The sequence below is a fragment of the Chryseobacterium sp. KACC 21268 genome (genome assembly GCA_028736075.1).
Taxonomy (GTDB): domain Bacteria; phylum Bacteroidota; class Bacteroidia; order Flavobacteriales; family Weeksellaceae; genus Epilithonimonas.
This window is the reverse complement of sequence record CP117875.1, coordinates 339,976-359,449: the sequence shown is the minus strand read 5'-3', so window position 1 is coordinate 359,449 and position 19,474 is coordinate 339,976. Positions and strand designations below refer to the sequence as shown.

21 protein-coding genes are annotated in these 19,474 nt (G+C 36.9%); 16 read left to right on the top strand and 5 right to left on the bottom strand.

What is annotated here, in order from left to right; genetic code table 11:
* Position 1: 1 nt before the first annotated feature.
* The 3 genes from PQ459_01790 to PQ459_01780 are packed head-to-tail and all read right to left on the bottom strand — an operon-like array spanning position 2 to position 2,978.
* Positions 2-1,171, bottom strand: coding sequence for a hypothetical protein (locus PQ459_01790; protein ID WDF47225.1), 1,170 nt, complete (start codon positions 1,169-1,171; stop codon positions 2-4).
* Between the two features lie 23 nt (positions 1,172-1,194).
* A complete protein-coding gene (locus PQ459_01785; GenBank protein WDF47224.1) occupies positions 1,195-1,962 on the bottom strand; it encodes a DUF4129 domain-containing protein in 768 nt (255 codons plus the stop codon).
* A 20-nt stretch (positions 1,963-1,982) separates the two neighbouring features.
* Positions 1,983-2,978: a stage II sporulation protein M gene (locus PQ459_01780; protein WDF47223.1), complete on the bottom strand. Its 996-nt coding sequence runs from the start codon at positions 2,976-2,978 to the stop codon at positions 1,983-1,985.
* 20 nt (positions 2,979-2,998) lie between these two features.
* Between PQ459_01780 and PQ459_01775 the strand changes: the two genes are divergently transcribed.
* The 10 genes from PQ459_01775 (at position 2,999) to PQ459_01730 (ending at position 12,252) form a co-directional block, all read left to right on the top strand.
* Positions 2,999-3,748 (top strand): RDD family protein, encoded by a 750-nt coding sequence (locus tag PQ459_01775; protein WDF47222.1) that lies wholly within the window; start codon positions 2,999-3,001, stop codon positions 3,746-3,748.
* Positions 3,749-3,812: 64 nt separating this feature from the next.
* On the top strand, positions 3,813-4,223 hold the full coding sequence (locus PQ459_01770; protein WDF47221.1) for an energy transducer TonB: 411 nt from the start codon (positions 3,813-3,815) through the stop codon (positions 4,221-4,223).
* 31 nt (positions 4,224-4,254) lie between these two features.
* Complete coding sequence (locus PQ459_01765; GenBank protein ID WDF47220.1) at positions 4,255-4,965, top strand: energy transducer TonB; 711 nt, start codon at positions 4,255-4,257, stop codon at positions 4,963-4,965.
* Between the two features lie 80 nt (positions 4,966-5,045).
* Entirely contained in the window at positions 5,046-6,479 is a 1,434-nt protein-coding gene (gene miaB, locus PQ459_01760; protein WDF47219.1) for a tRNA (N6-isopentenyl adenosine(37)-C2)-methylthiotransferase MiaB, read from the top strand.
* Between the two features lie 41 nt (positions 6,480-6,520).
* Positions 6,521-7,024 carry a hypothetical protein gene (locus tag PQ459_01755; GenBank protein WDF47218.1) on the top strand — a complete coding sequence of 168 codons (504 nt, stop codon included), beginning with the start codon at positions 6,521-6,523 and terminating at the stop codon, positions 7,022-7,024.
* Positions 6,996-7,793, top strand: coding sequence for a tetratricopeptide repeat protein (locus PQ459_01750; protein ID WDF47217.1), 798 nt, complete (start codon positions 6,996-6,998; stop codon positions 7,791-7,793). The genes PQ459_01755 and PQ459_01750 overlap by 29 nt, the downstream gene beginning before the upstream one ends.
* Positions 7,794-7,832: 39 nt before the next feature.
* On the top strand, positions 7,833-9,131 hold the full coding sequence (locus tag PQ459_01745; protein WDF47216.1) for a sigma-54 dependent transcriptional regulator: 1,299 nt from the start codon (positions 7,833-7,835) through the stop codon (positions 9,129-9,131).
* A 1-nt stretch (position 9,132) separates the two neighbouring features.
* A complete protein-coding gene (locus PQ459_01740; protein ID WDF47215.1) occupies positions 9,133-9,822 on the top strand; it encodes a hypothetical protein in 690 nt (229 codons plus the stop codon).
* 2 nt (positions 9,823-9,824) lie between these two features.
* Entirely contained in the window at positions 9,825-10,343 is a 519-nt protein-coding gene (locus PQ459_01735) for an LptE family protein (protein ID WDF47214.1), read from the top strand.
* 4 nt (positions 10,344-10,347) lie between these two features.
* Positions 10,348-12,252, top strand: a complete 1,905-nt coding sequence (locus tag PQ459_01730) for a hypothetical protein (protein WDF47213.1) — start codon at positions 10,348-10,350, stop codon at positions 12,250-12,252.
* A 34-nt stretch (positions 12,253-12,286) separates the two neighbouring features.
* Here the strand turns inward: PQ459_01730 and PQ459_01725 are convergent, their stop codons facing one another.
* Both PQ459_01725 and PQ459_01720 read right to left on the bottom strand, forming a co-directional pair.
* Complete coding sequence (locus tag PQ459_01725; protein ID WDF47212.1) at positions 12,287-13,111, bottom strand: GLPGLI family protein; 825 nt, start codon at positions 13,109-13,111, stop codon at positions 12,287-12,289.
* Position 13,112: 1 nt separating this feature from the next.
* Entirely contained in the window at positions 13,113-14,063 is a 951-nt protein-coding gene (locus PQ459_01720; GenBank protein WDF47211.1) for a GLPGLI family protein, read from the bottom strand.
* A gap of 229 nt (positions 14,064-14,292) precedes the next feature.
* Between PQ459_01720 and PQ459_01715 the strand changes: the two genes are divergently transcribed.
* The 6 genes from PQ459_01715 to PQ459_01690 all read left to right on the top strand — a co-directional run bounded on the left by PQ459_01715 (position 14,293) and on the right by PQ459_01690 (position 19,472).
* Complete coding sequence (locus PQ459_01715) at positions 14,293-14,622, top strand: iron-sulfur cluster assembly accessory protein (protein ID WDF47210.1); 330 nt, start codon at positions 14,293-14,295, stop codon at positions 14,620-14,622.
* A gap of 95 nt (positions 14,623-14,717) precedes the next feature.
* Entirely contained in the window at positions 14,718-16,166 is a 1,449-nt protein-coding gene (gene sufB / locus PQ459_01710; protein ID WDF47209.1) for a Fe-S cluster assembly protein SufB, read from the top strand.
* A 9-nt stretch (positions 16,167-16,175) separates the two neighbouring features.
* On the top strand, positions 16,176-16,592 hold the full coding sequence (gene uraH, locus PQ459_01705) for a hydroxyisourate hydrolase (GenBank protein WDF47208.1): 417 nt from the start codon (positions 16,176-16,178) through the stop codon (positions 16,590-16,592).
* A gap of 32 nt (positions 16,593-16,624) precedes the next feature.
* Positions 16,625-17,368 carry a Fe-S cluster assembly ATPase SufC gene (gene sufC, locus PQ459_01700; protein WDF47207.1) on the top strand — a complete coding sequence of 248 codons (744 nt, stop codon included), beginning with the start codon at positions 16,625-16,627 and terminating at the stop codon, positions 17,366-17,368.
* A gap of 39 nt (positions 17,369-17,407) precedes the next feature.
* A complete protein-coding gene (gene sufD / locus PQ459_01695) occupies positions 17,408-18,715 on the top strand; it encodes a Fe-S cluster assembly protein SufD (GenBank protein ID WDF47206.1) in 1,308 nt (435 codons plus the stop codon).
* A 241-nt stretch (positions 18,716-18,956) separates the two neighbouring features.
* Positions 18,957-19,472: a hypothetical protein gene (locus PQ459_01690; GenBank protein ID WDF47205.1), complete on the top strand. Its 516-nt coding sequence runs from the start codon at positions 18,957-18,959 to the stop codon at positions 19,470-19,472.
* Positions 19,473-19,474: the final 2 nt, after the last annotated feature.

The following is a 19,474-nucleotide window of genomic DNA, read 5'->3' as shown; positions in this document are numbered from 1 at the left end:
ATTATTTTAAAATTTGGTCTAGAAGCTGATTCATCCGAATAAGATCTTCTTTCATCACACTTGCATACGGATCCTGACCTTTTTTGATGAGTTCTACAGCTTCTGTTATTAGTTCTCTATTTTTTCCGGTTTTCAGATGCAGTTTATTAATGAATTGCTCGTCCAGATTCTGTGTGTCGATCATCAAATCCAATCTTACTTTATTCAAAAAATACTGTGCTTTTTTCGCCATCATCTCGTGGAAATCACCTTCTTGTAAATAGAGATTTCCAATACTTCGGATAAATTCTACTGAAGTATTTTTCAATGGTTCAGTGATTGGTACAATGCGCTGTTTTCTTTTCGCATTGAAAATCACAAAAACAATTAAACCAAAAAGCAGCAAATACCACGCATATTTAAGTGACGGATTGCTGTGGATAAATCTCAGTGGCGACATGGATAGAGGCGTCTCGTTGTTCATAAACCAAACTGTTTCCCGATTTGGCAGATAAGACAAAACGCTTTCCAGATATTTGTTTTTTGAATTTAAAAGATAATAATTCGTCAAAACAACCGGCTCGGAATGAATGTAAAAATGGCCTTCTCCAAAAGGAACTTTGATGAAATCAACATTGATTGCAGTCTGATTGTTATTTTCCTTACGCAATGTTTTCCCCAAAACTTCGATGTCATTTCTAATGTAAGAAAAGCCCTTGTTGTCAGGAGATTTATCAATGAATAAATTGTTGTTATTCAATTTTTTATCGGTCAATTGAAGGTGGTAATTTTTTTCATAACTCACGGTTTTGAATCTAAAACCTAAAGTGTCTCTCAGTGTAGCCGTTGTGTTATCCGTAAACCATATCACGTCTGAGCCATAAGAAACTTCATCCATTATATATTCCCAGGAAACATCGTCTATTTCTTTCTGGATTATCAGGATATTATGCGGCTTTTTCTGACTGTTTTTCTGATAGTAATTGTAAGGCGAAATGCTTACTTTTTCTAATTTTTTATTGAATAATTGATTGGATTCCTGATCGAATATATATAGTCCGAAAGGTGTTTTTTTCTCTATGTTGTAGTTTTTTCGCCAGTCTAAGACGGGCTTTCTATTCATCCCAAACATAGCCACCACAATCAGAATGATGATGAAAATGACAGCGTATATTTTGAAATTTTTATTCATAGATTTTACTTGATGAAATAATTTTAGAACTTGTTGAAGTATGATTTGTAGTGTTGGTAATCTTCCTCTTTCGTGTCAAATTCGCCGTACCAAATGTAATCGTAGATGTAAATTACGCGTCTGAAGTCTTCCTGTAAGTTTTTGTTTTTCAATTCTCTAAGGTAATCTCGGTTTGTTTTTTCTACATTCCAGTTGATGAGGTTTTTGTCGGTCAGTTTTTTGAGTGAGTATAGGAAATGATAACGAATTGCTGAACGGTAATCCTGTTGTTTTTCTAAATTAAGTATTCGTTCAGGAAAGTTGATTTCGTGGATATTTTCTTCAATATCCTGACTCGTGATGTTGATTTTTCTATTTCTTCGGCCAAAGAAAAAGTTACCGTCTTTTGACATCAGATATCGGATCACAATAAATAAAAGAAAACCTATAATAATGATTCCGAAAAAGCGTAAAATGTTAGTAGTGTAAATGGCTGCTTTGTTAGGATCGATGTTTTTAAATAAAAATTGAGCAATCTTTCTTTTGATCAGATCCCAAATCGATTCTTTTGGTTGGACAACTTTGTAGTTAAAATCGTCTCCTTTATATTTGTTTTTATAATTGGGAACAAAGTTTTTGGGATATAGAATGTTATCTGTTGAATAATTGGTCCTAACCAAAGAGTCAGATTCCATAAATGTTTCTGTGGTAGCCGAATTTACAATCACAACTTCCTCCACCTCTTCATATTGTGAAAAAGCGAAAGTGCCAAACAAAGAAAAAAGTAGAAAAAGGAAAATTCTAAATCTCATCTATTTTAATTAAAAGTGGATCAGATTCGAATGTTATCTCCGGCAACAATTGCATTTTGGTTTAGTTTTTTGACGACAATATGAGGATAAATAAAATAATAAAAAGCAATCACAGATAAAGTTCCGAAAATAATGATAATGTTTAGAACCAAAGGCATTGTCTGCGCATATCTGGTAACAAAACCTTCAATCAATCCGGCAAAAATGGTGAATGGAACTGTACTGAGATAAATTTTAAAACTATCTCGGAAACCAAGTTTGAATGATTCTACTCTTGATAAAGTCTTTGGAAACAAAATGGAAGCGCCTAAAATCAAACCAGCCATCGCTTCTACCACCATTCCGAAGATTTCAAAAACGCCGTGCAGCCATATTCCCTTCGCACTATCCAGCAGTGCATTATGTGTTTTGAAAAAAAATTGAAATGCGCCCAGCATAATACTATTCTGCATCAACGCGTACAAAGTTCCCAAGCCTCCAAAAATTCCGAAAATGTAGAGTTTTGCACCAACCACAAGATTGTTGACAATAATCATTAAAGCTGAACCCCAATTGGAACCAGAGCCATAGATTGCAGTTGCATCGCCTTTTTTGATGTTTTCCAAAGTCTGATTCACGTAGCCTTCGCCCAATATCAAGGTTGCAAAGTCCTTATCATAAATAGATGAAATCACACCAATCGCAACGAACAAAATAAAAAACACAAATGCATAATAAAGGTAACGCCGATATTCATAGACGGTGAGTGGAACTTCTCTTGTGAAAAAATATTTGATTCGGTTTTCCTCTATTCTTTTGGTTTTATAAATTTTCTGGAAAATCTGAGACGAGAGAAAATTAAGATAAACCGTCGTTTTACTTTTTGGGTAATAAGTCTGTGCAAAAGAGAGATCATTAATTAGATTGATGTAAAGAGACGAGAGATCATCTGGATTTTTTTTCATTTTTCCATTGACAACCTGCTCAGTTTCCAACCATTTTTCTTTATTTTGCTTTATAAAAGCCACTTCTCTCATAACGCTAAAATAATAAAAATATGGATCAAATTGCCATCAATACATCACAAAATGTAAATGTTAATTTTACATTGGCTGGCGTAGGAGAAAGAATACTGGCTTTTTTTATAGATTCGATAATCAAAGGAGTGTATGTAATTATTCTTTCCTGGGTGATGCGGAATTTTTTTGATTATGATAATTTTATTAGCGAAATGGATGGCTGGTCCGTTGGTGCGTTTGTGCTAATCATCACATTTCCAATCCATATTTACACTTTGGTGCTCGAAAGTATGATGGAAGGCCAGACCTTTGGAAAGAAACTGCTGAAGATAAAAGTGGTGAAAATTGATGGCTATCAGGCAAGTTTTGGAGACTATCTGATGCGTTGGATTTTCAGGCTTGTAGACATTATGGGCAGTTTTGGAATGGTAGCATTTATAACGACTTTAGCATCAAAAAATCACCAACGTTTGGGCGATATTGCTACCGGAACCGCAGTTATTTCTCTTAAAAACAATGTCAATATTTCCCACACAATTCTAGAACAGTTGAAGGAAGACTATGTTCCAACTTTTCCGCAGGTTATTTTATTAAGTGATAACGATGTGAGGATTATCAAGGAAAATTTTCAGAAAGCTTTGAAGACGGATGACCGCCAAATTATCAATAGATTGACAAACAGAATTGTAGAAATTCTGAAGTTGGAGCCAGATTCAATCCAATTTACTCAAAGACAATTCATTAGTGTGGTCATTAAAGATTATAATTTCTACACCGGAAAAGAATAATAAGTGCGAAATCAATTTTTAGCATCATTTTAATATCTTTGACGCAACTTATAACCATTATAAAATGAGAACATTTCTGTTAATAATCACTTTATTAATAAGCATTCCTGCTTTTTCACAATCCGAAAATACGAAAACAACTCTCACCGAATATTCCAAAGCCGAATTTCCCGGTGGACAAACTGTTTTTCGAAATGAGTTTATGAAAATGGTTTACGCATACGTTGACATTACTGCTTATGCCGTGAACGGAAAATTCACTTTTGTATTGACCATCGATGAAAAAGGAAAAATGAGCGAACTGAAGATCTATCCAAAAGTAAAGAATGATGAAGAATTCAAACAGGATATGGAGTTCGCAATGAAACGTATCAAGAAAAAATGGAAACCTGCGATACAAAATGGCACTCCAGTGAGTTCCAATATTGTTTTCGAGATCAATTTTTCATCGGACCACGCGGATGAAGAGTACTAATTTTATTTAAATTTATATTCTACTTTTAACAATGAAAAAATTAGTTCTTGCATTTGGTTTTACAGCATCATTTTGTAACGCCCAATTTGACTATTTCCCACAAGATCAGTCACCTTATAATGAAGGTATTCAAAATTATTATAAAGATTTTCACAATATTGTGATGGAAAAAAATCTAAAACCGTGCGTCAACAAAGATGAGATGTACAACTTCAAAGTTCTTATTTCTCCTGATGCTACTATAAAATTCATCAAAGATACAGATGAGAACGATATACTGGATAACAAATGTGCCCTTGATCTTGCAAGGGAAGTTGCAAAATATCAAACAGGATGGAAGCCTGCAATCATCAATGGCGAAAAGAAATCAGCCATTGCTCATTTTATCGTGTATCCCGATGATCTTTTTGAAAATTACAAAGAGGGTTATGATTCTTCGGAAGCGTTTGTTTTCGCAAATTACGAAGGTGGAATCAATGAATTTCGTAAAAAAGTATCTAATACGATTGATCTTTCGAGATTCAATTGGAAAGGGAAATTTGGAGTGGTAACAAAGTTTGTAGTTGAGAAAGATGGATCGTTGTCCAATATCATTTTAGAAAAATCTTCAGGTCTGCAGGAATTTGATGAAATGATTATCAGATCAATCAAAAAAATTAAAAATAAATGGACACCCGGAAAGCTTCACTCCAAACCGGTGAGGAGTCATATGAGGTTTCCATTAACTTTTTCTATGGATTAATTCCTGCCATTCTGTCACAATATTTTGTATCTTTGCATCCGGTTTTGAATTTCAAATTCAGAATTTAAAATTTAATTAAAGTGCAGGAAAAATATATAGACGAAACCAAACAAGGCGAAGCTTTTGCAATTGCAGAAAAACCAGGAAATGGTAAAAAACTGTTCTTGGAAAGCTATGGCTGCCAGATGAACTTCTCTGATTCCGAGATTGTTGCATCTATCCTAAACGAGCAAGGCTACAACACGACTTTAAAAGTAGAAGAAGCAGATTTGATTTTATTAAATACTTGTTCCATTCGTGAAAAGGCCGAGCAAACTGTTCGTATGCGTCTCGCTCAGTTCAAACATCTTAAGAAGGAAAAACCAAATATGACCGTTGGGGTTCTTGGTTGTATGGCGGAAAGATTGAAAACCAAATTCTTAGACGAGGAACAACTCGTAGATTTGGTCGTTGGTCCCGATGCTTACAGAGATCTTCCAAACTTATTAAAAGAAACTGATGATGGGAGAGATGCCATCAATGTAATTCTTTCAAAAGAAGAGACTTACGCCGATATCAATCCAGTACGTTTGGGCGGAAATGGCGTGACGGCTTTTGTGACGATCACGAGAGGTTGTGATAATATGTGTACATTCTGCGTTGTTCCGTTTACAAGAGGTCGTGAGAGAAGCCGGGATCCACATTCTATCATCGAGGAATGTCAAAGTCTTTGGGATAATGGTTATAAAGAAATCACACTGCTGGGTCAGAACGTTGACTCCTACCTTTGGTACGGTGGCGGTCCGAAAAAAGATTTTGCAAAAGCATCGGAAATGCAAAAGTTGACAGCTGTTAATTTTGCTCAGTTGCTTGATATGGTTGCAGTTGCAGTTCCTCAGATGAGAATCAGATTCTCAACGTCCAATCCACACGAGATGACGGAACAAGTTTTCAGAATGATTGCAAAGCACGATAACATTTGTAATTATGTTCACCTTCCAGTTCAAAGTGGAAGCGACAGAATTCTTCAATTGATGAACCGTCAGCATACGCGTCAGGAATATTTAGATTTAATTAAAAAAGGAAAAGAAATCGTCCCTGATATTTCATTTTCACAAGATATGATCATTGGATTCTGTACGGAAACCGAAGAAGATCATCAATTGACAATGAGTTTGATGAGAGAAGTAGAATACGATTATGGTTATATGTTCTCCTATTCCACAAGACCAGGAACACCCGCCCACAAGAAGCTTGAAGATGATATTCCTGCTGATGTGAAGCAAAGACGTCTCGCAGAAGTGATTGCTCTACAAGGTGAACTTTCCAGAAAAAGAATGGAAGGTTATGTCGGAAGAGTTCACGAAATCTTGATCGAGGGAACTTCTAAAAAGAATCAAAACCAATGGAAGGGTAGAAATTCCCAAAATGCTGTTTGCGTTTTTGATAAACTCGAGGGGCAAAAACTGGGCGACATTGTGTCTGTTTTTGTACACGGCAATACACAGGGAACACTTTTGGGGGAAACGGTTTGATAGTTCATAACCAGTGAATTAATTAAGATTGATAAAAATCCTTGAAGAATACCTTATACATATTATTTCTATTGCCAATTCTTTTTAGCTGCCAGTCTGAGAAAACAGTTACAGAGTATCCAAATCAAGTTGGAGATATTGTCTTTGATAGAAATATAGATGATTCCAATTTTAAAAAATGTTTTTTTGATCCTTTTTCCTTCCAATATTATAATTTCGATGGATTTCAATATAAAGGTGAAAAATTAGAAATAGAAAAAAAATTAGAAAGATCAAATCTAAAAAGTGACAAAAATTCAACTGGGTACATTACAATTCGTTTTGTAGTGAATTGTGAAGGAAAAACTGGAATGTTCAGAGTTCAACAAATGGATGAGAACTACAAAGAAAAAGTGTTTGACAAAAAATTCATCAATCAGCTTTTAGACTTTACCAAAAGTTTAAACGGATGGATTCCGCAGGAATATTTAGGGATAAAAATAAATTATTATCAATATTTAACCTTTAAAATAAAAGATGGAAAAGTTACCGAAATACTTCCTTAGCTTTCTTATACTGGTTATTTATGCTAATGTGCAAGCGCAGGTAAACTGTAATGCAATTGAGGGCGAAAAGTGCAAAAAAGCTTGTGAAATCTACAATAGCAATTCCGGTTCCCAAGGATCTCGTGAATCTCAGGAAAGTTTTGATAAGGCTATAAACCTATGTCCGAATTTCTCCCATGCTTACATGGAAAAAGCAGTTCCTTATTTGAAAAGGGGAGATTTTGTAACCTGGAAAAAACTAATTGATAAGGCTGTAGAGCTTAGCCCTAATAATCATTTGGATTACAGAGGCTGGTGCAAATTTCAATTTTTAAGAGATTACGTAGGCGCAATTCAGGATTTTGATTTGCTTGAAAAATACAGACCTGGAAATATCGGCTATTCAGTAAATGGCGATTATAATTTATATGTCGCAAAAGCGATTTGTTACAGCGCTTTAAATCAAAAAGAAAAAGCAATTCAGGTTTTGGAAAATCTTTTTAAAACTAAAGATTACCATTTTGGACTGTACGATTATTATCAATTAGGCGTTACGTATTTCGAAACTGGAAAATACGACAATGCCTTAGAAAATTTTGAAAAGCAAAGCAAAGTTTACGATTTTGCAGAAAATATTTATTTTAGAAGTAAAGTTTCTAAAATCAGAAATAAAGATTATTTGGATTTGAAAAGTCTAGCCTTGAAGTCATATGATGAAGGCAGAACAATGAAAGATGCTTACACCCATCATTTCAACAAAATTTACAGAAAGCAAATTGCTGAACTGTAAACTTTATTCATTTAATTTTTAATCATTTAATCAAAAATTATGGCAGAATTACAATCCATAAAAGCACGCTTCGGAATTATCGGAAACTTCCCGGCGCTCAACCGCGCTTTGGAAAAGGCAATCCAAGTGGCACCAACAGATATTTCGGTTTTAGTAATGGGTGAAAGTGGAGTAGGGAAAGAATTTATCCCAAAAATAATCCATGGCGAATCCAGACGAAAACACCAACCTTATATCGTCGTAAACTGCGGCGCAATCCCCGAAGGAACAATAGATTCTGAACTTTTTGGTCACGAGAAAGGCGCATTTACGGGGGCAACGACGACCAGAAAAGGTTACTTTGAAGTGGCCGATGGCGGAACGATCTTTCTTGATGAAGTAGGGGAGTTGCCGCTTCAGACGCAGGTTCGTTTACTAAGAGTTCTGGAAAGCGGCGAGTTTATGAAAGTTGGTTCTTCTCAGGTTCAAAAGACGAATGTAAGAATCGTGGCTGCGACCAATGTCAATATGATGAAAGCAATCACGGACAACCGCTTCCGTGAGGATCTGTATTACCGATTGAATACTGTTCAGATTGATATGCCTGCTCTTCGCGAAAGAAAAGGTGACATCCATTTGCTATTCAGAAAATTCGCTATTGATTTTGCTGAGAAGTACAGAATGCCAGAATTGAAATTGACAGATGATGCGGTTTCATATCTGGAGAATTATGCTTTCCCGGGGAATGTTCGTCAGCTAAGAAATTTAGTAGAACAAATGACCGTTGTAGAGCAAAACCGCGAAGTGAATTCCACAAAATTGGCTGAATATATTCCTATGAATGCGAATTTGCCCGCTGTCATTACTAAAAATGCTGGAGCCGGAACGTCCGGAGATTTTGGATCGGAGAGAGATATTATGTACAAAATCCTCTTCGATATGCGTAGCGACATTAATGATTTAAAATCCTTAACTTCGGAACTGATAAAAAACAAAGGAAATACGGATCTCAGTCTTCAGGAAAAAAATCTTATCAACAGAATTTATACACCTGAAACACAGCAATCTGCAAGTCCGAATTCTTTGCTTTATTTTGAAAACAATCAGAACCACCAGCAGAGTCAGATTCATCATCCAATGATTGTTTCTGAAAATGAGGATCATCATTACAACGATGTAGAGGATATCGAGTTGGAGGAAAGCAGACCAGAATCTCTATCACTCCAAAACAATGAAAAGGATTTGATTATCAAAGCTTTAGAAAAGCATAAAGGTAGGAGGAATAGAGCTGCGGACGAATTGGGAATTTCTCAAAGGACGCTTTACAGAAAAATAAAACAATATAACCTGGAAGAATAATATGCAAGCTCAACTAAAACCAAGAAAAGTAGATTTCAATTTAGGAATATATATTTCACAAGCCATTGACTTGATGAAAAAAGATTTCGGAACAGTACTTCTGTCCTTTATTTTTGCAATGATATTAGGAATTATTCCTTTTTGCGGATTGATGGCAATAGGAAATTTCTATAAAGTTTGTTATAAGCTGGATAAAGGCATTCCGGCTAAAGCGGATGAGGTCTTTAATTTTGACGATTTTATGCCTTATTTTATTTTTCAAATCTATATGATTGGAGCATTTTTTCTTATACTGATTCCTTTTGCGTTTATAGGTATTTTTTCGGATAATGATGGGATTGTCTCTGGGTTTGTGAGAGGAATTGGTATGGTTTATATATTGGGTGTATACTTTGTCATCATCTATTTTTTACTGCAAGCTTTTTATATTCCGGCACTTATCACATTCAAAAATATAAAGGATTTGAAAATCGCTTGGAATATTTCGAAGATCATGAGCAAAGGAAATCTTTGGCAGATTTTATTCTTTTCTATTGTAGCAAGTTTCCTTTCCCAATTGGGAATCTTAGCTTGTGGAATTGGGTTGATTTTTACACTTCCGTTTTTGTATGTTTCTCATTATTTCGCTTTTAAAGATGGTCTTGCACAGATCGAATACGATGACATCACAGAAATAGGTCAAAATTATTAATTATGAAAATCCGTTTAGGAGCGCTCTTACTTCTTTTATTATTTTTAACATCCTGCTATTCTTTCACAGGGTCGTCTCTAAGTCCGGAAATGAAAACGGTAAAAATCAATACGTTTCCGAATAATGCGGCGAACAATCTTCCGAGTTTGAGCCAGGACTTTACTGTGGCGTTGCAAAACCGTTTTCTCCAGCGAACCACTTTAAAAGGGGCAGTAGAGAATCCAGATCTTCTGATAGAAGGAGAAATCAGCGATTACAATATTACGCCAACCAGTATTGGAACGCCAACTACCACAGATGCGGGAAATACAATTCAGGCTTTGCAGAATAAACTGACAATCACAATTAAGGTTCATTATGAGAACAAAATAGATCCTGCTTTGAGTTTTGACAGGACTTACAGTGATGAAGCAGTTTTCAACAGTGACCTCGATATCAATACAATAGAAACTGCGCAAGTGAGAATTGTGAACGAGAGGATCATCAACAAAATTTACAACGACATTGTCGCCAACTGGTAAACATATGAATACTAGAATCTTAGAGTTAATAAAGAATCCAAAAATAATCACCGAATCCGACCTGAGCATCTTGGAATCGGAATCGGAAAAAATGCCTTACGCACAAAGCATCAAGGCACTTTATCTTTACGGGATCAATCTTTATCAATCAGAAAATTATAAAGAAAACCTCTCAAAAACAGCTGCTTACACGACTGATAAAAAGATACTTTATCAATTTATCAATTCTCAGAAAATCACTCAAAAAGAAGAAACGCCTGTTGATAAAACAACGGAACAAGTTACTGAAAATCAAATTCCTAATATAACAACCACTGCGGAAAATATCATTGAAAAAACCGATGAGAATGCCGCAGAGATGGAGAATACTTCTGTTGTTCTCAATAAATTTGATGTTGATAGAATTATTGAATCGGAAAGTCAGTATAACTCAGATTTCATAGTTGTAGAAGGCGAGAAAAATCGTTTGCTGTATGAAGGTGAAGAGAATTTCCTCGAAGAAAAATCTCAGGAAATCGACATCGAAGCGACCAAAGAATCTGGCGTGATCACAGTTAAGGATGATCTGGATGTTAAGGAAAATCTGATTGTCAATGATGATAATCGTTCCGAAGAGACGATTTCTGAGCACAAGAATGTTGAAGAAGTGATAGAAACGCCTATCGAAAAAGTTCCCGAAACCACTGCTGACACTCAAGTTCAGGATGAGGATTCTTCTGGAAATGTGAGCTTCAATGGCATCGAAGAGTTTTTACCTCAAGTCAAATTCTCTGTTCCGAAAAATCATTTGGATTATCTGAATCCACCAAAAAAAGAAATTAAGAAAGAGGAAGATCCAATAATAGATAAGCCTGTTTCAAAATCAGAATATAAAGCGCCAATTGCTGCGGAAATCCGTGAAGAAGAAGTTGACAACAGCCAAATCAGTTTTGGAGAAACACAAGCTTTTGAAGTTTCAAAACCTGTTGAAAGTGAAATAACTGAAACAGTATTTGAAAATCAAAACGAAGAAAAAGCTACTGAAAATGAGGTCAATTTTGAAAATACGCAATCTTTCGAAGTTTCAGAATCTGAAAAAATAGAGGAAGCGGAAGTTCAGGTAGATCAAATTGCTGAAAAAAACATTGAGAATCAAATCAGTTTTGAAAACACACAAACCTTTGAAGTTTCTGAACCAGAGAAAAATGTGGTCGAGACTTCAAATCAAGAAACTGAAAATACAACTATTCAGGAGAAATCACCTTCAGAACAGCCAATTTCTACCTGGAAACCAATGTCATTCTCCGCAAACACGCCAGACGCCTTAATTGGAAAATCCTTGGAAGTTGAACAGCCAAAACAGGAGATCAAAATTGAAGAAAAAGTCGAAGAGCCTGAAGTGACAGAGAAAATCATCATCGATGAACAACCGATTGAAGAAGAAGAAAAACCTCAAACCACTGAAAGCGAACGACCTGTGATGAATGTTTCATTCTTCGGAAATGATGTTGCAAAGATCAAAGAAGAAAAAGAGATCCCATCAATCCTAGACAAACCAAAAGCTGAAGAGATCCCCGACAGCAACGTTGGAACCTTCATCAATACTTGGCAAAGCTGGCTGAAGATCGACAGAGCAAAATCTGAAGATATTCCAGAAAAAACGATTGTCGTCAAAGAAAAGATCATTGACCAATTCATAGAAAAAAATCCTAAGATCTCCCAACTAAAAGACGAAGTCAACTTCGTGGTAAAAGAGAAAAAAGATGACATTTCGCACCTGATGACAGAGACTTTGGCAAAGCTGTATGTGGAACAAAAACTCTATTCCAAAGCCATCAAAGCCTACGAAACCTTGATCGAGAAGCATCCACAAAAAGAGGATTACTTCAAAGAAAAAATCGAGGAAGTCAAAGAGATCAGAAAATCATAAAACAAAAAATCAGGAATTAAGTTCCTGATTTTTTTTATTTCAATTCTATGGGATTGTTCTTACTTTTTGCCTCGGCTTCCATCCTTTTTTGGAATTCCTGCATTTGTTTCGGGTCAACTCCCGGTCTATTGCCGCCACCGCCAGCTGGTCCTCTTCCACCGCCGCCACTTCTCTGAGCTGTGAAAAAGCTGACTGGGTCTTTTTGCATCTTCTTTTCCATCTCTGCATATTTCGATTTGGTAAGTGTAATAAATTGTCCTCGATTCAAAGGTTGATGCAACTCTGATATTTTTTTTGTTTGCATCAGATCGAAAGAATAATCGCCTTTTTCGTCCTGAACTTTCACGATCAAACCAGGCAATCCAGAAAATTTATATGGGCCGTCTTGCAAAGGAATTTCCTGTGTGAACCACGCATACCAAGTTCTTCCACCAAATTTGGTTTCTGCCTTCTGTGTTTGGTAATCACCGATTTTTACAGTTTCTGGTAAGATATTCCATTGAAAGACCGGCGTTTCTGGATAAGAATAATTATCTCTTCCGATTCTGGATTTGTAGACCAAACTTTGATTCGCAAGGTCTTTCTCGATTGTGAATTGCAGATTGCTTCTCAAGTTTTCCATTTGGCTGCGGTCAAAATTCTTTGTTGCCCGCATTCTTTCCATTACAGAATCTCTTTTCATCGAATTCTCGGCGTAGAAAATAGATCTCTTGCCGTCTGTATCCAGGTAGGCCAATTCGGTTTTCTTCTCAACATTTGTAGAATCGGGCGTCAATGTGGCTTGATAGACGAAACGAGTACTTTGCTGAGCCATTACAAGTGGCATTGCAAGTAAGCTTAATATTTTTAAAATTTTCATATTAATATTTATTACTTAGTTCGATTGGATTTGTATTTCCGAAGTTCATCACACTTCCACTGTTCGACGGAGATTGCGACGAAGGATTTCCCATTTGCATATCTGGTTGTCCGCCCATATCGCCGTTTGGCATTCCATTTATACCTTGTTGACCACCGAAACCGCCGTTCATTCCGCCGTTTCTTTGATTCATTCGGTTGAAGCTGTCGAAGTTGATCTCTGGGTCTTTATTCTTCACCATTTCCATTCTCACGGAAGCTTTATCACCTTGAAAGTTGATCCTTGTCGATTTTCTGGCTTCTGGTTTTATGATTTCCGAAAAGGCTTTTTCAATATTGACCTTCTTCACAAAGCTGAATCTGTAATCGCCTTTGTCATCTTCCAATTTCAAGATCAATCCTGGAAGTCCAAGGAATTTATAAGGTCCATCAGCGATTTTAATTTCTGGCGCAAACCACGCAGTCCACGTTCTACCACCGAAATTCATTGTTGCCTTTTGAACTTTATGATTGTTAAAATCAGAAACTTGCGTGGAGATTTCCCAATTCATTTTTCGGTCTTCCTGATAGTAAACTTGCTTTGAGCCAATGCTTTCCACAAAATTCACCGATCTGTCATCCCTATTTTTTATAATGAAATAATCGAAGAATGTTGGTTGGATTGATTTTCCATTAGGCAATTTTGGAAATTCGGATTTGTCTTTTTTCGATTTCTTGGTTTCTGTAATGCCTTGTTGTCTTAGAACTGTGGTCAAAGAATCTCTCAGCAATTTGCTTTCGCTGATGAACAGTGATTGGTTTCCTTTGATGTCCAAAAACGTGTTCTCAACTTTCATATTCACAAGGTTGATGGTATCCGGATTCACTTCTGTTTGGTAAATGTATCTTTCGGTTTGACTGAAAACTTTTCCGAAAAAGGAAAACATAAGCATCAAAATGAGGAGTTTCTTCATAATTTAAAACTGATTGTTTGATTAACAAAATCAAGCAAAGTTAATTATAAGAATTATCAGAATTAATAATTGTTCATTTTTTGATAAGAATTTAACATTAACAAACTGTTTCTCATTACTAAAGCATTACTGGTCCAACTTAGAAAATCATCAAAATAGATGTCATCGATTTGAGATTGCGGAAATTAGTTCGTACTTTTGTAGACTAAAATCAGTCTAAATAAAAACAATGATACAAGTAAGCGATCAGGCAAAATCTAAGGCGGCTCAGTTGATGACCGAAGAAGGCTTCAACCCTGAGACTGACTATATAAGAGTAGGCGTAAAAAGTGGCGGTTGTTCCGGACTAGAATACGTCTTGAAGTTTGATAATATAAAAAATGAAACCGACACGATCTTCGAAGATAACGGCGTAAGAGTCATTATTGAGAAAAAATCCATCCTTTATCTTGCAGGAACAGTCCTGGAATATTCTGGCGGATTGAACGGGAAAGGTTTTATTTTTAACAATCCAAATGCTGCAAGAACTTGTGGCTGCGGAGAGAGTTTCAGTCTTTAAAAATTAGAAACTTCGAAGACATTTGCTTTATTAAGTTTTGAGCTTAAAAAGAAATAATATTAAAAAATCTTAGCGCGCTTTGCGTTAAAAATATAATGGCAAAATATACAGAGGACGATTTAAGGGAAGACCTTAAAACTAAAGAATATGAGGCGGGCTTTTATACCGATATCGAGTATGATGATTTCCCGACTGGACTGAATGAAGACATCGTGCGCGCTATTTCTGCAAAGAAAGAAGAGCCAGAATGGATGACGGAATGGCGTTTGGAATCTTTCCGAATCTGGCAGAAAATGACAGAACCGGATTGGGCCAACATCAAATATGAAAAACCGGATTTCCAAGCGATCAGATATTATGCTGCTCCGACCAAAAAACCGGAATTGGCAAGTCTTGACGAAGTTGACCCAGAGCTTTTGGCAACTTTTGCTAAACTAGGAATCAACATCGAAGAGCAAAAAAGACTCTCAAACGTAGCAGTTGACATCGTAATGGATTCTGTTTCCGTGAAAACCACTTTCCAAGCGACTTTGTTGGAGAAAGGTGTGATCTTCTGCTCTATTTCAGAAGCGATCAAGAACCATCCAGACCTCGTTAAAAAATATCTTGGGAAAGTAGTTCCGAGAGGCGATAACTTCTACGCAGCACTTAACTCCGCAGTTTTCTCTGACGGAAGTTTCTGCTACATTCCAAAAGGCGTGAAATGCCCTATGGAATTGTCAACCTATTTCAGAATCAATCAGTCAGGAACCGGACAGTTCGAGAGAACTTTGGTCATCGCTGATGCAGGAAGTTACGTTTCATATTTGGAAGGTTGTACGGCACCGTCTAGAGATGAAAATCAATTACACGCTGCCGTTGTAGAATTAATCGCAATGGATGACGCTGAGATTAAATATTCTACCGTTCAGAACTGGTATCCAGGAAATGAGGAAGGAAAAGGAGGTGTTTTCAACTTTGTGACGAAGAGAGGACTTTGTGAAAACAGAGCAAAGATCTCTTGGACACAAGTAGAAACTGGTTCTGCCGTAACTTGGAAATATCCATCTTGTATCTTGAAAGGTGATAATTCAATTGGAGAATTTTATTCGATTGCCGTAACGAATAATCACCAATACGCTGATACAGGGACAAAGATGATCCACATCGGTAAAAATTCAAGATCGACAATTATCTCTAAAGGAATCTCTGCTGGGAAATCTCAAAACTCATACAGAGGTTTGGTAAAAGTGATGCCTTCTGCAAAAGGAGCGCGTAACTTCTCCCAATGTGATTCTTTGTTGATGGGTAACGAATGTGGCGCACACACTTTCCCATACATCGAGATCAAAGATCCTACAGCACAATTGGAACACGAGGCTACAACTTCGAAAATCGGTGAAGATCAGATCTTTTATTGCAACCAAAGAGGAATCGATACAGAGAGAGCAATTGCATTGATTGTGAATGGTTTCAGTAAGGAAGTTTTGAACAAGCTTCCAATGGAATTCGCGATTGAAGCTCAAAAATTATTGGAGATCTCGCTTGAAGGTTCAGTAGGATAATCAGAGATAATGAAAAAGTTTTTATATCTATTTTTCGTCATATTATTTACCAGCGTTTCGGCTCAGGAAGAGAAGGAATTTCAGCTTTCAAGCCATATTCTTGACATCACCGTTGGTCAACCTGTCGAGAAAGTAGATGTTCAGTTGGAAAAGTTTGATGAGACTACAAAACAATGGGTTTCATTAGGCAAAAAACAAACGGACAAGAATGGTAGGATCGCCGATTTTTTACCATATTCTAAAGACTTAAAAAGCAATTACGGAAAATATAAACTGATATTCTTAACAGAAGATTATTTTAAAAATAAAAAAATAGAAAGCTTCTATCCATTTATTGAAGTTGTATTCCAGATCAAAGATGACAGGCATTATCACGTGCCGATTACATTATCACCGTTTGGATATTCAACTTACAGAGGAAGCTAATATAATTGACATAAAGAAAAGTATAACTAAGGATGTTACAAATCAAAAACTTACACGCCAAAATTGAAGATGGCGCAGAAATATTAAAAGGAATCAATCTTGAGATTAAACCAGGCGAGGTTCACGCAATTATGGGACCGAATGGTGCTGGAAAATCTACACTTTCCTCTGTGATCGCAGGGAAAGAAGATTATGAAGTGACCGAAGGAAACATCCTTTTCGAAGGTGAAGATATTGCTGAAGATGCACCAGAGGAAAGAGCGCACAAAGGGATTTTCCTTTCGTTCCAATATCCGGTTGAGATTCCTGGCGTTTCTGTTACCAACTTCATCAAAGCAGCGCTTAATGAGACCAGAAAAGCAAATGGCCTGGAAGATATGGGCGCAAAAGAAATGCTTGGCCTGATCCGTGAAAAATCTGAGCAATTGGGCATCAAAAAAGATTTCCTTTCTAGATCTCTAAACGAAGGTTTCTCCGGAGGTGAGAAAAAAAGAAACGAGATCTTCCAAATGATGATGCTCAATCCAAAATTGGCCATCCTGGATGAGACCGATTCCGGACTTGATATCGATGCTTTGAGAATCGTTGCTGATGGTGTTAACAAATTCAAAAATGAAGGCAATGCCGTTCTTTTGATCACGCACTACCAAAGACTTTTGAATTACATTCAGCCAGATTTCGTACACGTTTTGGCAGACGGGAAAATTATTAAAACAGGAGATAAATCTCTAGCACTAGAATTGGAAGAAAAAGGCTACGACTGGCTTTTAAACTAAAAACAAATCTTCTAACAGATGCAAAATCAAACCATTACAATGGCTTTATTTGAACAGACAATAGATCAACATTCAGATTTTTTGGGAACGCTTCGTCACAGGTTTTTGGACGAGGACAGAAAAACCGCTCTTGAGGCTTTTGCTTTGAAAGGTTTTCCGACCAAAAAAGACGAAGAATACAAATACACCAACCTAAAAGAGATCACGGAGAAAAACTACAATTTTTTCCCGACAGAGGAGCACCACATCTCGAGAGAGCAATTGGATGCGCTTCATTTGGGCGAGGAAAACTTTGACAGAATCGTTTTCATCAACGGAAAACTTCACAAAGAATTTTCCAAGATTTCCATCGGAAATGCAGAGTTCATTTCTTTCAATTACGCATTGAACGATGAAGCTCACAAAGAGGTTTTCGACAAATATTTCAACACGATTGCCAACAAAGATCTGGCTTTCACGAACCTGAACTCAGCTTACTGCAAATTCGGATTCTTCTTGAGAGTGCCAAAAAATGTAGTGATCGAGAAACCAATTCACGTCTTCTATCTTTCTCAAAATCAGGAAGAGAACACCTTCTACAACACAAGAAATCTCTTGATCGTAGAAGAAGGCGCCAAAGTGGAGATCATCGAAAGTCATCACAATCTGGACGAATATTTCGTGCTAACCAACTCTGTAACAGAGATTTTCACTTATCAAAATGCAAAAACCGATTGGCACAAATTGCAGAATGACAACGACACGTCTTACCTCGTAGACCACACCTTTGCGAAGCAGGAAAGAGACAGTTTGACGACGGTGAACACGTTCACTTTCGGAGGAAAATTGGTTCGTAACAATCTGGATTTCATCCACAACGGTGAGAATATCAATTCGTTTATGAACGGGATCACGATCATCGGAAAAGACCAATTGGTAGATCACCACACGGCCGTGCACCACAACACGCCAAATTGCGAATCTTACCAGAACTACAAAGGGATCTTCAAAGACAGATCGCACGGTGTTTTCAACGGAAAAGTTTTCGTGAACAAGATCGCACAGAAAACCAATGCTTATCAGCAAAACAACAACATCCTTCTGGACGAAGGCGCAAGCATCGATACAAAACCTCAGCTGGAGATTTTCGCCGATGATGTGAAATGTTCGCACGGTTGTACCGTTGGGCAGCTAAACGCAGATGCGATGTTCTACCTGAGAGCGAGAGGAATTTCCAAGAAAGAAGCCAGAGCACTTTTGCTTTACGCTTTCGCCAACGATGCGATGCAAAACATTGATATTGAACCATTAAAAGTAAAGGTTTCAAAATTACTCGCTGAAAAGCTGGAGGTAAGTATGGAATTTTAAAACTTCAACATAAACAATCTAAATCCCGGAATTTTCTGGGATTTTTTATTTTTGGGCGCCTTTATCCGCCTTCCGTTCCCGCTTTTTTGTCATTGCGAAAGACGGGAAGCAATCCATAGAACGATTCAGCAATCGCAATGACAAAAAGAGCTCCACTCAAGTCGGGGCGCGGTGACGACCTATTTTGAACATTTGTCTTTAAATTGTAAATTTGATTAAATTAGAATCTACAAAAACACAGATGAACTACGAAAAACTACAATTCAACCTCAACGCTTACAAAGAAACCGGCGAAATCCTGGACGCCGCAAAATTCCTCATTCACCAATTCGATTTGGACGACGATAACTTTGCAGGCTTTGGTTTCCGCGATGAATTAGAAAAGAATTCCATTCTCTTAACCGCAAATGGAGAACTAGGAGAATTGCAACACGTGATGATTCCCAAGAACCTCTTCGATTTTGATTTGACCTTAGTTCTAAATATGTTGGCTCACGAGATGTTGCACGTTCGCCAGAAATCGCCGAGAATGATGGTAATGGACAAGAACGAACGCGAATGGCAAGCTTACTACGAAATGCTTTTCCACACCAACTTTCCTCAAATCCCGACGCTTTCTGATTACTATCTCAAATTCTTCGGAGAAAAAGCATTGATCTATTACTCAAGAATGGGTGAAGGAAGTGAACTTCAACTAAAGTATGCTGAACAAAAATTAGAAGTTGAAAAACTATTAGAGGATCTTAAAATAAAGTAACC